Source organism: Gelidibacter maritimus (assembly GCF_014062315.1).
In the GTDB taxonomy this organism is placed as follows: domain Bacteria; phylum Bacteroidota; class Bacteroidia; order Flavobacteriales; family Flavobacteriaceae; genus Gelidibacter; species Gelidibacter maritimus.
In genome coordinates, this window is sequence record NZ_JACGLT010000002.1 from 502,900 (window position 1) to 517,845 (window position 14,946).

Sequence of the window (14,946 nt, forward strand, 5' to 3'; positions counted from 1 at the left end):
TCAAAAAATTAGGGTTTAGTGAGGGACTGTCGTTTCAAAAAAGCAGCCATTAAGGCATTCATCTTTTTTGAAACAGTTTCAAAATCTGGTTGGGTCTTACCAATGTACAAAATCATAAACGCATATTGATCAGGAATGTTGTTAAAATATGTCGATTTATTAAGACGATAAGCTTCTCTCATTAAGCGTTTTATTCTGTTTCTATCCACAGCTTTTTTGAAATTCCGTTTGCTGACGGAAACACCTGCCTTTATTTTTACTGGATCGTCAAAGTTGGTTTTTAAATAAACTAATCGCAATGGATAAGCAACTACAGATTTGCCTTCAGAAAAGAGCTTTTCAATAAGCTTTTGGCTTTTAAGTTTTTCTGTTTTTTTATATGATTGATCCATAGGGCAGCAAAGATAATACTTTGAGGCATAAAAAAACCGCCTGTTGGAAGCGGTTTTTATAAAAGTAAATCGGAATTTAATTCACTTTAAATTCGTTATTCTCTCTATTGACATCCGCCATATAACCTCTCGGGTCAATGGTTATGGTTGCAATAGCACTTTTCTTTTTATCAATGTCAAAAGTATAGGTTGGATAGGCCCAGGCCCAATTTGATAATACGGTTGTGCTATCAGGTGTTGGTTTTGCACCGCGCGTCATGCGTAATGGAATATGATAGGCTGATTTTGAACCATCGGTATAAGTAATTTCAAGATCTAAAGGCATTGGCATCAATCCGATACGTTCTAAGGTTACCGTCGTTTTATGATCTTCAGATTCCACGTTTTTAATGGCATAATCAATCGTGTTTGTGGTTTGTGCCCAATCGGTCAGATACCAATCCAATTCAAGTCCTGAAACTTTTTCGGCAACACGAATAAAATCCATAGGTTTTGGGTGTTTAAAAGCCCATTCCTTATAGTACTGTTTAAGGGTTTTGTTGAGATTATCTTCGCCCATAATATAGCCCAATTGCGACAGAAATAATGCACCCTTAACGTAGGAAGCAACGGAAAATGCTCGATTGTAGGCAAAACGGTCAGCGTGGGTGGTTAGTGGCTGTTCTCTATCGGAATTGGCCATTGCAATATAGGAACGATACGACCCCGCAAAAGGATTGTCGCTATTAGTTTCAGAAATGGCATCCAATGCTCTATCTTGAATGTAGCTGGTAAAGCCTTCATCTACCCAGGAGTGCTTATTTTCATTACTGGCCAATACAAACTGGAACCAACTGTGTGCCAATTCATGAGCCGTTACACTGATCAATCCACTTATGGTGCCTTCGCCAACAATGAGTGTACACATTCCGTATTCCATACCGCCGTCACCACCTTGTATCACCGAATATTGATCGTAAGGATAGTCGCCTATATGGGTATTAAAATAATCCATTAACTGTTCGGTAACCGGCTGTAAAATTTTCCAATTTTCCAACTTCTCCGCTGGCATGGTTTTTTTATAGAGAAAATGCAACATCGGACCATTTTCAATCTGAACTTTATCATGGATATATTCTGGATCTGCCGCCCAGGTAAAATCATGGACGTTTGGTGCTTTAAAGTGCCAAGTCAAAGTTTTCCCTTTTTGTTTTTTTACCGTTCCAGTTTCATAGCCGTGGCCAATTTCGTTCGGATTTTGAAGATAGCCAGTACCTCCAATAGTATAATTTTTATCGATGGTAATTTTGACATCAAAGTCGCCCCAAACACCATAAAATTCTCTAGCAATATACGGATGGGCGTGCCAGCCTTCATCATCGTATTCTGCCAGTTTCGGATACCATTGTGCCATGGATAATGCCACGCCTTCTTTATTGTTACGTCCAGAGCGGCGGATTTGCACCGGTACTTGGGCATCAAAAACCATATCAAACGTTGTTTTTTCGCCAGGTTGGATCGGTTTATTTAAAGTAACAATCAAAATGGTACCTTCTGTTTCATGATTGACATTTTTGCCATCTTGAGTCAATGAATTCACTTTGATATAGCCTATTTCATCCGGGCCTAATTTACTGATTCTACTCTCATAATTGGGTTCAGCCCTAGTTCCTAAATTATTGACCATTCGGCCGTCAGGATCTGGAATACTTTTTAACCGCGCATCCATTTCACTATCTGGTTGAAAGGCATTTGGATATAAATGGTAATAAACCCGGTTTAAAACGTCAGGTGAATTATTGGTATAGACCAATTTTTGGGTGCCGGTATACTTGTAGGTTTCAACATCCATATCAATTTCCATGGTGTAATCTACATGTTGTTGCCAATAGTGCGGATTAGACGATGGTGGTGTCTCGTTTTGAGAATGCCCTTTGGTAAGTGGCATAAGCAAAAAGAAGCTGAGACTTAAAGAAAAAATAATTTTCATATTATACATGGTTTAGTTAAAGGTTTCTTGCCGTTTTTTCCGCTAAGATCATCGCGTTGTATGCATTGGCAATTTTTTGTGATTTTGATAATTCGTTAAATGGTTTGACGTTAGATTCATCACCACCAACAATTACTTTAGTAGTGAGAGCCAAACCAGAATCCAAAATAATTTTTTTAACCTGTGGGGCGGTCAATTTTGGATAATAAGAACGAATTAATGCTGCAATACCCGCAACCGCCGGAGAAGCCATTGAGGTGCCTCCAATGCTCTTATAGGTGTTTTCTGGGAAGGTTGAATAAATATTTCCTCCTGGAGCAAAAATATCAACGTTTACTTTACCATAATTTGAAAAGCTTGAAACCATTCCTGATCCGTACTTTGGATCTAATGATCCCACACTGATAAAATTATCCGATACTTCAGGTCCGGTACCAATAGCATCATTAGGATAGACATCTTTGGTATCAAGATCAGCACCTTCATTTCCTGCGGCATTAACAATCAAGACATCTTTAGAGGCGGCGTACACAATGGCATCTCTAACCCAATCACTATGTGGAGAGTAATATTTACCAAAACTGGTATTGATTATTTGGGCACCGTTATCAGCAGCATATCTAATGGCCAAAGCAATGTCCTTATCATATTCATCACCATTTGGAACCGCTCTAATACTCATGATTTTAACATTATTTGCAACACCATTGGCACCTATACCGTTATGTCTTCCGGCAGCAATAATACCTGCAACGTGTGTACCGTGGCTCTCTGATGGTTTAATAGGTTTAACGTTGTTATTGCCGTAGTATTTCTCTACCATATCATCAGGATTATCACCTGTTTTACGACCTCTAAAATCGATATTAAGGTTATAATTAAGACGGTCATTTATGTCTACCAAACCTTCACTGATATCAGCTATAGCATCTTTAAGGCTATCAAAATCCATAGAATACACGTAATTTGCAATAGCGACGTATTGTTTTAAGGTTTGATTGCTGGTACTGATGGCATTGACATCTTCCTTGGTATAATTTTTCTTTTTGGTTTCCTTTTCTAAAGCATCATCGGCATTGGTAATTTGTTGTAAAAACTGTTCGTAGTTTGTTTTGATACCAAGGTATTTGTCATATTCCGATTGACGTTCTGCTTTGGCCTCCGCATATCGAGGATGTGAGGTATCACCACTGGCCAAAAGTCGTACAAATTCCAATTGCTCATTATAACCATCGCCGAGAAAATTCCAACCATGCACATCATCAACATATCCGTTGTTGTCATCATCTATCCCATTACCAGGGATTTCTTTAGTATTGGTCCAAATAGAGCCTTGTAAATCTTCGTGGTCAATATCAATTCCTGAATCAATCACCGCCACGATAACAGCACTGCCTTTTCTGTTTTTGATAATTTCATCGTAAGCCCGATCTACGCTCATCCCAGGAATGGTATCGTTTTTTAAATCTAAATGACCCCAATGTTGCTTTTCAGCTTCGGTCAATTCAGAAGTTTTTAAGGGCAAGGTGTCAATGTTTTCCAACGGCGTGGATATGACACTAGAAGTTGATCCACAACTAAAAAGAATACTTGCTGCAAAAGCAGCAATAGCGAATGATTTAAATGATTTCATGTGATCTATCTATTAATTTGTAAAAATATCGTGTGTAGTAAATGTCTTATCTAAACGTACTCCTTTGTCCGTATGCTTTACGGTGATAATTTGATTATGGGCGTCGTGTTCTAAAAATAGATAATAATTGTTATCGGCCGCTAAGTTTAGAAATATTTCCTTCTCATCCAAGGTCAATAAAGGCCTGGTATCATAGCCCATGACAAAAGGCAAAGGCAAATGACCAGCGGTTGGAAGTAAATCGGCCATAAAAGCAATGGTTTTATCTTTATAGTTGATGAGTGGAATCATTTGTTTATCTGTATGTCCATCGGCAAAAAAGATATCAAAGCCCAACGCCGAATTTTTTAGAAGTCGATTCTCAGGAAGTGAGGTAAACTTAAGTTGACCACTTTCTTCCATCGGAAGAATATTTTCTTTCAAAAAGGATGCTTTTTCACGTCTATTGGGTTGTGTTGCCCATTGCCAATGTTCGGAATTACTCCAATAATGCGCATTTTTAAAAGCAGGTTCGTACCCGGTTTTGTCTTTATTCCATTGGATACTGCCACCACAATGATCAAAATGGAGATGCGTCATAAACACGTCCGTAATATCATCACGATGAAAACCATGCTGTTTTAAAGAAGCGTCAATAGAGTCATCGCCCCATAAAAAGTAATAGCCAAAAAACTTATCGCTTTGTTTATTGCCCATTCCTGTGTCAATTAAAATAAGGCGGTTGCCATCTTCTATCAACAGACAACGGGCTGCAATATCAATCATATTATTGGCATCTGCTGGGTTGGTACGCTGCCAAAGTGATTTTGGGACCACACCAAACATAGCTCCTCCATCAAGTTTGAAGTTTCCAGATTCAATAGGATATAATTGCATAATTGTTTCTTTAGGCGAAGTTAAAACCGCAAATTACTAAAACACTTAAAATTTGACCGTTTTGGGCAATGATATTGGCTGTTTTTTAACATTTTGAAGCTAACTTACGACGCTGATAATTTGAAAGCACTGAAAATTATTCTAATTTTATAAAAAAGATTTATGAAACGCATTGTTCCCGCATCTCTAAAGCTAAGCAAAATTAAACTCTTGAGGTTTGGACGGGATTTTAAACCCGATCAAGAGGTAATTTTAAGAGATTATTTGGCCATTGAACGCACCCGATTGGCAAATGAGCGCACATTATTGTCTTATATCAGATCGTCGTTATACTTAATGTTGGGTGGCATAGCATTTTTTCAATTGAAAAACTTCCCTGATTTTAAATATTTGGCGGTATTATCTTTAGTTTTTAGTGCCATTTTCTTTATTATTGGCATTTATCGTTTTACCCTGCTCAAAAAAAGCTTAAAACGATTATATTATAATTCAGAGTCTAAAAAACAAAAAAAATAGAAAAATAGTTTCTTCAAAAGCTGATTTTTAAGTGGATTTACCCCTTCATTTTGAATTTTATGATATTATTAGGGTTGTTTGATTCAAAAAAAATAACTTTACAATCTTTCCACAGAAAATAAGATAACTAATTATATGGTTGAACTATCAGGAATTGTCATATTAGGCATATTGGCGCAATGGGTAGCATGGAAGTTAAAAATTCCGGCTATTCTTCCCTTAATTTTAATAGGTCTTTTGGTAGGACCATTTGCCGCAGAATACCTTTCAAGCGATGGAACAAAATGGATTCAACCCATTTATAACGGCGAAAAAGGACTTTTCCCCGGTGAAAGTCTTTTTTACTTTGTCTCTCTTGCCATAAGCATTATTCTTTTTGAAGGCGGACTGACCTTACGCATGAAAGAGATCAAAAACATTGGACCGGTCATTACAAAATTGATTACGATAGGTTCCGCCGTCACGTTTTTTGGAGGCGCAGTAGCCGCACATTACATTTTTTATCTCAGCTGGGAAATGTCTTTTCTCTTTTCGGCATTGATTGTTGTTACAGGTCCAACCGTTATTACACCAATTCTACGACATATCCCGTTAAAACAGGATGTTTCGGCGGTTTTGAGATGGGAAGGTATACTCATTGATCCTATTGGCGCTTTGGTTGCCGTATTGGTATTTGAGTTTATTAGTGTGGATGTAGGCGGTGCCTTTACCAAAACAGCATTTATTGAGTTTGGAAAAATTGTATTATTTGGAAGTACGTTTGGATTTGCATTTGCCCACGGACTGAATTTTATAATGAACAAGCGTTTAATTCCTCATTATTTACTCAATGTATTTGCTTTGGCGAGTGTGCTGGGTGTGTTTGTTTTGGCAGATGAATTTGCACATGAGTCCGGCTTATTGGCGGTAGTAGTCATGGGCATGGTTTTGGGAAATTCCAATTCGCCTTATTTAAAAGAATTACTGTATTTTAAAGAATCTCTTAGCATCTTATTGGTATCCATTTTATTTATCTTGCTTGCTGCCAATATTAATATGGAAGATTTAAGATTGGTTCTCAATTGGAACATGGTTGCACTTTTTGCGGTAGTCGTTTTCGTATTACGCCCTATTGGGGTTTTGTGGAGCACCTATAATTCTTCTCTTAAATTCAATGAAAAGATTTTTATAAGTTGGGTAGGCCCACGAGGTATTGTAGCAGCAGGAATTGCATCATTATTTGGTTTGAAATTGGCGAAAAACGGGGTTCAAGATGCTGAATTTATCACGCCATTGGTATTCATGGTAGTATTGGGTACAGTGATCCTTAATGCTACAACAGCTAGATATCTGGCAAGAATATTAGGCGTATTTCTTAAGAAGGCAAATGCTATTTTAATTGTGGGTGCCTCCAAACCATCACGACTTATTGGTAATTATTTACAAAAGAATGGAAGACGCGTGGTGATGCTTGATAACAATCAAAACAATATTGCAAAGGCAAAGGAATTAGGTTTGGAAGGAATTATATCTAATATCTATGAGGCCTCTTTGGAGGATAATATTGAATTGAATGATATTGGCTATATCATAGCCTTAACAGGGAACTCTGATATTAATCAGTTTGCAATCTCCAGATTTGGTAAGGAATTTGGTCAGAATGGTGTCTTTAGACTGATTACTTCTGATGAATTAAGTGATCCAAATTTTGTGCCTAAAGAGCATATATTTATGCAAACGGATGATTTTATTTCTCTTACCGAGACCACGAGAAAACATCCTGCCATTCATGAAATTGATATAATAGATAAAGAACATTACGAAAGTTTAATTGAGTTAAGCGGTCAAGATGATAATATTATTCCGTTATTTTTGAAGGATGAAGAGGGTGTGTTGCACATTATTGCAGAGATAAATAAAGATGACGAAAAATTTACTGAGGGATGGCAATTGGTTTATTTAGGAAAACCGTATGATGTTGAAAAAATTCAAAAAGAAAAGGTAGCAACCAAAGAAAAAGAAAAAGGCCCAACCGAAACCAGTTGAGCCCTATACTAAGATAAAATATTTTAGGTGTTAATGACCGTTCCATGGGGAATAATTGCACCTTTCTTGATGACAATAATACCCTCCTTAATGGCATAGGTATCAGTTTCTGCATCTTTGGAGTTCTTGTCCACATTGATTCTTACATCATTTCCGATACAACAATTTTTGTCAATAATGGCATTTTTTATGAAGCATCGTTTGCCAATACCCATAGGAATTTCTGTTGTTGATGTGACTTCAGATAGGGTTTGATAAACATCACTACCCATCATATAGGTATTGATAATAGTGGAATCATTACCTATTCTTGCCCGAATTCCAATAACGGAATGTTCTATTTTAGCCGCGTTAATGATACAGCCTTCTGCAATAACTGCTTTATTTAAGGTCGTGCCACTTATTTTTGTGGTTGGCAGCATTCGCGCTCTGGTATAAATTCGTTTTTTATTGTTGAACAGATCAAATTCGGGAATTTCATCCGTAAGGCCCAAGTTGGCCTCAAAGAACGAATCAACATTTCCAATATCCGTCCAATAGCCTTCAAATGGATAGCTTAATGTTTTATGTTTGTCAATAGATTGCGGGATGATTTCTTTGCCAAAATCATTAGTATCAGGATTGTTCATAAGATCAATAAGCAGCTGTCTGTTAAAGATATAGATACCCATTGAAGCCAGATGATTTCGACCTTGAGCTTTCATTCCGTCGCTTACTTCAGAGGTCCAATCAGGTAACAAACTGGCGTCTGGTTTTTCTATAAATGATGTGATAATACTATTCTCATCAGTTTTTAAAATCCCAAAAGAAGTGGCATCTTTTTCTACCACGGGTAAAGTGGCAATGGTTATTTCGGCATTGCTTTCTTTATGCGCATCCAACATCTTATTGAAATCCATTTGGTATAATTGATCGCCAGATAATATCAAGGCATATTCAAAATCATGCTTTAGAAAATGATGCATATTCTGTCTTACAGCATCTGCGGTACCTTGAAACCAACTTGTACTGGTCATAGTTTGTTCCGCTGCCAAAACATCAACAAATGCTTGACTAAAGAAACTGAAATGGTATGTATTTTTGATGTGTTTGTTTAAGGAGGCCGAATTAAATTGCGTCAATACAAACATGCGTTTGATTTCCGAATTGATACAGTTGGAAATAGGGATATCCACCAACCTATATTTTCCCGCTATGGGAACAGCCGGTTTTGATCGTGTTGCAGTAAGTGGATAAAGTCGAGAGCCTTGTCCACCACCTAAAATGATAGAAATTACTGAGTCGTGGTACATAGTTATTGAATTAATGAATTATAAAGGTTTAAGTAAGCTTGAGCTGAAGAATCCCAAGAATGGTCGATTTTCATGATTAAGTTACGATTTTTTTTGAATCTTTCACTATCCTGATAAAAATTAATAGCCCGATAGATGGCAAAACTACCTTCATGAACAGTGGCCCCATCGTGTAAAACACCAAAACCATTATCATCAAAATCTTGAACAGTATCTTTCAAACCACCCACTTTATTGACAATAGGAACCGTACCGTAGCGTAAAGCATACATTTGGTTAAGACCACAGGGCTCTACACGTGATGGCATAACTAAAAAATCGGCCGCAGCGTAAACAATATGTGCCAAGCGTTCGTTATAGCCAATATAGTTATTGTAATATCCTGGATGTTGATATTTTAATTGGTCCAATTGATGTTCTACGGTAGAATCACCAGAACCCAACATGATAATAGATAAATTTTTATGAACAAGCGAGTTATGGAAAATTTCTGGTAACAAGTCGGCCCCTTTTTCTCCAACCAAACGCCCAATAAACGCAAATAATGGAAGCTCCGGATTGAGATTGAACTCTTTGCACAACCATTGTTTATTGGCTTTTTTACCAGAGAGAACCGTTTTAATCGAATAGTTTTGAATAAGATTATCATCCGTAGCCGGATCCCAAACCTTATCGTCAATACCATTTAAAATGCCCACACATTTACCGCTTTCGTAGCGTAACAAATCTTCCAAACCATTGGCAGCATATTTGAGTTCTTCCATGTAATTTGGAGATACTGTGGTTACTTTCCATGCGCATTTTATGGCTGATGCTAGCGGATTTATAAGATGCTTCCAATCTAATAATCCAGCTTTAGAAAAATCAAAGGGTGGGATGAGGTGAATTTTGTTATGACTGAACCAGCCTTGGTATTGCCCGTTGTGAATGGTGACAACCGTTGGCGTCATTCTTAATTTATGATAGGCATAAGATTGTGACATCATAAATGGAATCAAGCCTGTGTGATGGTCATGGCAATGGACTATATCAGGTTGTTGCTTTAATTGTACCAACCAATCCAATGCGGCAATTTGAAAGCCTAAAAAACGCTCTGTATCATTTGAGGAATAGACATATTCCGTGTATAGCAAATCTGGAATATGAACAAGATAAAGATCATAACCCAAAGTGTTATCCTCCAATGTAAGAATGTCAAAATTAAAAGGCCTCCCTAAATTGAAACGGCCGTTAAAAACTCTTTTGAACGTATGGGTTTGGGTAAATTTATTATTATAAAAAGGCATGATGACACTGCTGGTCTCACCCAATTTATTTTGATATTTTGGCAGCGCACCAACCACATCGCCCAAACCACCGACCTTGGCAATAGGATAGCATTCCGCACTGATATGATATATATTCATTGGTTAGTTTTATAAGTTCTTTAAATCTACAAAATATTTGAGCATTTAACATACTTATAAAAAAAATAAATTTTTAAGACGATTGTTGTCACAAATATCAATATTGGTGAATGTATTCATCAATTATCAGGTTATTTGGTGAATTAATTCACTAATATTGATGATTATAGGGATAAATTGAAGTAGACAAACCAATTTCCTCTCTTCTCCATATTCCTGCGTAGGCAGGAATCTAATCCTTTTACTTAAAACCTGAAGTTAGTTAGTGTTTTAGAAGACAAAGATTGCGTCTTAAATACAAAATTCCTGCCTTCTCCATAATTAACGGAAAGCAGGAATCTTATACTTTTATTTAAGAAAAGAAATTGGTTTGAGCCAAACAAAACAAGTGTTGTCTTTTCATCATGAGGTTCCTGCCTTCGCAGGAACTGGTAGGTTAATCGTTCAATTTCAAAACAGCCATAAACGCCTGCTGTGGAATTTCAACGTTTCCTACCAATCGCATCCGTTTTTTACCTTTTTTCTGTTTTTCAAGTAGTTTACGTTTACGAGAAATATCTCCACCATAACATTTTGCGGTCACATCCTTACGAAGTGCCTTGATGGTTTCCCTCGAAATAATTTTGGCACCAACCGCAGCCTGAATAGGAATATCAAACTGTTGACGTGGGATCAATTCTCTCAGTTTCTCGCACATTTTCTTTCCAATAGTTTGGGCATTATCAAAATGGATCAATGCTGAAAGTGCATCTACAGGTTGACCATTTAGTAAAATGTCCAAACGTACCAATTTGGAAATTTTCATTCCGATTGGATGGTAATCAAATGAAGCATAGCCTTTTGAAACAGTTTTCAAACGGTCGTAGAAATCAAAAACGATTTCCGCCAAAGGCATTTCGAAAGTGAGTTCCACCCGCTCTGGAGTCAAATACGTTTGGTTAACTACAAGCCCTCTCTTTTCAATACAAAGCGACATGACGTTGCCCACAAAATCAGATTTTGTAATGATAGTTGCTTTAATATAAGGTTCTTCAACTCTGTTAATAGTTGATGGATCCGGTAAGTCAGATGGGTTGTTGACGATTAATGGAACTTCGGGGTTTTTATTGGTATAAGCTTTGTAAGACACGTTGGGTACTGTAGTAATGACCGTCATATCAAATTCGCGTTCCAAACGTTCCTGGATGATTTCCATGTGAAGCATTCCCAAGAATCCACAACGGAATCCAAAACCTAATGCCGCTGAACTTTCTGGAAGAAAAACCAAGGAAGCATCATTGAGCTGTAGTTTTTCCATCGAATTTCGGAGCTCTTCAAAATCATCCGTATCTACTGGATAAATTCCCGCAAATACCATTGGTTTTACGTCTTCAAAACCCTCCACAATATTAGTAGTTGGATTTGCAAAATCGGTAATGGTATCCCCTACTTTTACTTCTTTTGCGGTTTTGATTCCTGTAATTAAATAACCAACATCGCCAGCTTTAACACTTTGTTTCGGGATTTGTGTGAGTTTTAATGTGCCCACTTCATCCGCATAATATTCTTTATCTGTAGCGATAAATTTAATTTTTTGTCCTTTTTTGATTTCACCATTAAATACTCTAAAATAGGTTTCGATACCTCTAAACGTATTATAAACAGAATCAAAGATCAGGGCTTGCAACGGAGCATCAACATCACCTTTTGGGGCAGGAATGCGTTCAATTACTGCTGCCAAAATGTTGTCAACACCAAATCCTGTTTTCCCGCTGGCATGAATGACGTCTTCTGGTTTACAACCCAATAACTCGACAATGTCATCTGTGACCTCTTCTGGATTGGCACTTGGTAAATCGACTTTGTTCAATATTGGAATAATTTCCAAATCATTCTCTAAAGCCAAATACAAGTTAGAAATAGTTTGCGCCTGAATACTCTGTGCTGCATCAACAATCAATAAAGCACCTTCACAGGCTGCAATAGATCGAGAGACTTCATAGGAGAAATCAACGTGTCCAGGGGTATCAATCAGATTAAGTATATATTTTTCACCTTTATAGATATAATCCATTTGTATGGCGTGAGATTTTATGGTTATCCCTCGCTCACGTTCCAAATCCATGCTATCAAGTAATTGATTTTGCTTCTCACGTTCGGTTACGGAGCCCGTAAAATCCAATAAGCGGTCTGCAAGCGTACTCTTACCATGGTCAATATGTGCTATAATACAGAAATTTCTAATGTTCTTCATAAAAAAATGAGCTAACTAATCTGCAAATATAACTGATTTATTATGCTTTTGGATGATTTTTATTTATCTAAAAACATTCATAACTACGGGAATACCGTAATTTTAATTCTAAAACAATTTATATATTGCGTATCTAAACCCAATTTAATTTGAAAGACTTTTTTGATACCTACTTACTATTATGCCTTATTCTTATATCCTCAATTGGTTTTGCTCAGGATTATGCTATTTCTGGAATTACAGGTGATATAGACGGACGGCCTGTTGCATTTGCGAATGTCATTTTAATGAAAGCAGTAGACTCCACCGTTGTTAAAGGCGTTTCAACTAATGAGAAGGGTTATTTTCGTCTTAATAAATTGGCTTCAGACACCTACCTTATGAGATTTAGTTTTATCGGATTTAACGATGTTTATAAATCAGTTATGGTGGATCAAGAGCTTGATTTGGGAGTCATTGTACTCCATGAATCATCAGAAGAACTTGATGAGGTGAATATCATTGTTAAAAAACCAACGCTTAAGAAAGAAGTCGACCGTTTGATATTCAATGTTGAAAACACAGCGTTGATTGAGGGCAATATGTTTGATGTCCTAAAAAGCACCCCAGGTATCTTGGTGCTGGACAATAGCATTCAGGTAAAAAATGCCTCGCCTACGGTCTATATTAACGATAAAAAAGTGCATTTGAGTAATGAGGAGCTGGTTCAGTTGCTTGAGAGCTCATCGGCAAATTCTATTAAATCAGTTGAAGTCATTACCAATCCATCGGCCAAATATGATGCTGAAAGTGGTGCCGTGATCAATATTGTGATGAGTAAAAATTTGGTCACAGGATACCGGGGCAATGTTTTTGCGAATTTTACTCAAGGTGTTTTTCCCAGATACGATGGAGGCATGAGCCACTTTTTCAAGAATGAAAAGATTGACTTTTTTGCCAATTACACCTATTCTCATGATAAAATCAATAGAGGTCAAGAGGATGTGATTAATTATTTGGACGGTGCCGGTAATATCGACCAAACATTTAAGTCCGAAACCAACCGAAACACCTGGTCAAGAACGCATAATTTCAACTTCAATTTTGATTATAGCATTAACGAAAAAAATACTTTGAGTTTGTCTTCGAACATGTTGGTATTGCCTTATTTTGAATACAAGATTAAAAACAACACCGATGTTTATGATGCCAGCCAAAATTTGGATTATTATTTTGATGCCAATAATCTATCAGATGATGATAAATACAATTTAGGCTTTGATCTTGATTTTGTGCATCAATTTGAAAAAGCAGGAGAGAAGCTTTCGGCAAATGTTCATTTTACAACCTATAATTACAACCGGAATCAGAACGTAAAGAGTAACTATTTTGATAGCGATAATAGCTTTTTAACAAGTACCGCTTACAGAACCGATAACCATCAAGATACTAAAATCTATACTGCAAAAGTTGATTATAACCTGCCTATAGGTGAAGCATCTTCTTTGGAGATTGGCGCCAAAGGATCCAACATTCAAAGTGCAAGTGACATCACACAATTTGATATTGTCAACGGAACTGAAACCATTGATCCCAATAATACTAACGCTTTTGACTATGATGAAACCATTTATGCCGGTTATGTCAATTATGCTAAAGATTGGGAAAAGTTAAGTCTGACAGCGGGATTGCGAGCAGAAAAAACATTGGTTGAGGGTCATTCGGCTTTTGATAATGTTACCAATACACAAGATTATTTAGAGTGGTTTCCAACGGCGAGTTTAAATTATGCGTTTTCAGATAGTTTTTCGCTTTATACCAACTATAAAAGAAGCATTGGAAGACCCGATTATCAAAGTTTGAATCCGTTTCAATTTTATTTGAATGATGTGACTATTGTTACCGGAAATCCAAACTTGCAGCCCGTTGTGGTCAATAATGTGGTATTGGGGACTTCCTTAGGTCAAGGTGTTTACACGATTGAGGCTTATTATAAAACCTATGATAATAACATCTTTGAGTTGCCACTTCAGGATAATGTCAACAATATTGTGACCTACACACCTTTAAATCTTGATAAAACAGTAGAGTATGGCCTTGATTTTATCACCTTTTTCAACGTTGTTGATCGCTGGTCGGTCTATTTTGTGACGTCGTTCTATAACGCTGAAGATCAAGGTATAATTGATGGTTCTGAGTTTAAAAAGGACCAATGGTCAAATTACAGTGTCTTGAGCAACGATATTACGTTTTTAAAAGACCGCAGTTTGAATGCCAATTTCACTTTAGTTTATTTGAGTAAAAGCATTAGTGGCTTTAGAGAGGTCAAGGATATATTAATGTCCAATCTATCAATTTCGAAAAAGATTTTAAAGAATAAGGCCACTATTTCATTAGTAGCTACAGATCTATTTAATACGCAAGATTTTGATATCAGATCACATTATTTGAACCAGAATAATTCCACCTTCTTTGACCAAGATACACGGACCATTAAGTTAGGGTTTCGATACAATTTTGGAAACACAAACTTAGAGACCAACCAACGTCAGGTAATTGAAGCCGAAACGGAGCGTTTGGAGAAAAAGGAGAATTAAGTCTTTTGCAAATTTTACGTAATTTCAA

General features: G+C 36.8%; 10 protein-coding genes. 3 read left to right on the plus strand and 7 right to left on the minus strand.

Annotated features, from left to right (window positions below):
* Positions 1 to 8 precede the first annotated feature (8 nt).
* The 4 genes from rnpA to H3Z82_RS04455 all read right to left on the minus strand — a co-directional run bounded on the left by rnpA (position 9) and on the right by H3Z82_RS04455 (position 4,870).
* Positions 9 to 392, minus strand: a complete 384-nt coding sequence (rnpA, locus tag H3Z82_RS04440) for a ribonuclease P protein component (protein WP_182202915.1) — start codon at positions 390 to 392, stop codon at positions 9 to 11.
* Between the two features lie 76 nt (positions 393 to 468).
* Positions 469 to 2,361, minus strand: coding sequence for a M1 family metallopeptidase (locus H3Z82_RS04445; RefSeq protein WP_182202917.1), 1,893 nt, complete (start codon positions 2,359 to 2,361; stop codon positions 469 to 471).
* A 16-nt stretch (positions 2,362 to 2,377) separates the two neighbouring features.
* A complete protein-coding gene (locus H3Z82_RS04450; protein WP_182202920.1) occupies positions 2,378 to 3,994 on the minus strand; it encodes a S8 family peptidase in 1,617 nt (538 codons plus the stop codon).
* A 12-nt stretch (positions 3,995 to 4,006) separates the two neighbouring features.
* A complete protein-coding gene (locus H3Z82_RS04455; RefSeq protein ID WP_182202923.1) occupies positions 4,007 to 4,870 on the minus strand; it encodes an MBL fold metallo-hydrolase in 864 nt (287 codons plus the stop codon).
* A gap of 162 nt (positions 4,871 to 5,032) precedes the next feature.
* Between H3Z82_RS04455 and H3Z82_RS04460 the strand changes: the two genes are divergently transcribed.
* Positions 5,033 to 5,386: a DUF202 domain-containing protein gene (locus tag H3Z82_RS04460; RefSeq protein ID WP_220459123.1), complete on the plus strand. Its 354-nt coding sequence runs from the start codon at positions 5,033 to 5,035 to the stop codon at positions 5,384 to 5,386.
* Between the two features lie 135 nt (positions 5,387 to 5,521).
* On the plus strand, positions 5,522 to 7,411 hold the full coding sequence (locus H3Z82_RS04465; RefSeq protein ID WP_182202925.1) for a cation:proton antiporter: 1,890 nt from the start codon (positions 5,522 to 5,524) through the stop codon (positions 7,409 to 7,411).
* Positions 7,412 to 7,434: 23 nt separating this feature from the next.
* On the opposite strand, the gene H3Z82_RS04470 is transcribed toward H3Z82_RS04465, so the two are convergent.
* From H3Z82_RS04470 to lepA, 3 genes are all read right to left on the minus strand, one after another.
* A complete protein-coding gene (locus H3Z82_RS04470) occupies positions 7,435 to 8,703 on the minus strand; it encodes a glucose-1-phosphate adenylyltransferase (RefSeq protein ID WP_182202927.1) in 1,269 nt (422 codons plus the stop codon).
* Positions 8,704 to 8,705: 2 nt separating this feature from the next.
* The gene (locus tag H3Z82_RS04475) at positions 8,706 to 10,109 is read right to left on the minus strand and encodes a glycogen synthase (RefSeq protein WP_182202930.1); all 1,404 of its coding nucleotides are present in this window, start codon (positions 10,107 to 10,109) and stop codon (positions 8,706 to 8,708) included.
* Between the two features lie 436 nt (positions 10,110 to 10,545).
* The gene (lepA, locus tag H3Z82_RS04480) at positions 10,546 to 12,342 is read right to left on the minus strand and encodes a translation elongation factor 4 (protein WP_182202933.1); all 1,797 of its coding nucleotides are present in this window, start codon (positions 12,340 to 12,342) and stop codon (positions 10,546 to 10,548) included.
* Between the two features lie 149 nt (positions 12,343 to 12,491).
* Between lepA and H3Z82_RS04485 the strand changes: the two genes are divergently transcribed.
* On the plus strand, positions 12,492 to 14,918 hold the full coding sequence (locus H3Z82_RS04485) for an outer membrane beta-barrel family protein (RefSeq protein WP_182202935.1): 2,427 nt from the start codon (positions 12,492 to 12,494) through the stop codon (positions 14,916 to 14,918).
* The last annotated feature ends 28 nt before the right edge of the window (positions 14,919 to 14,946 follow it).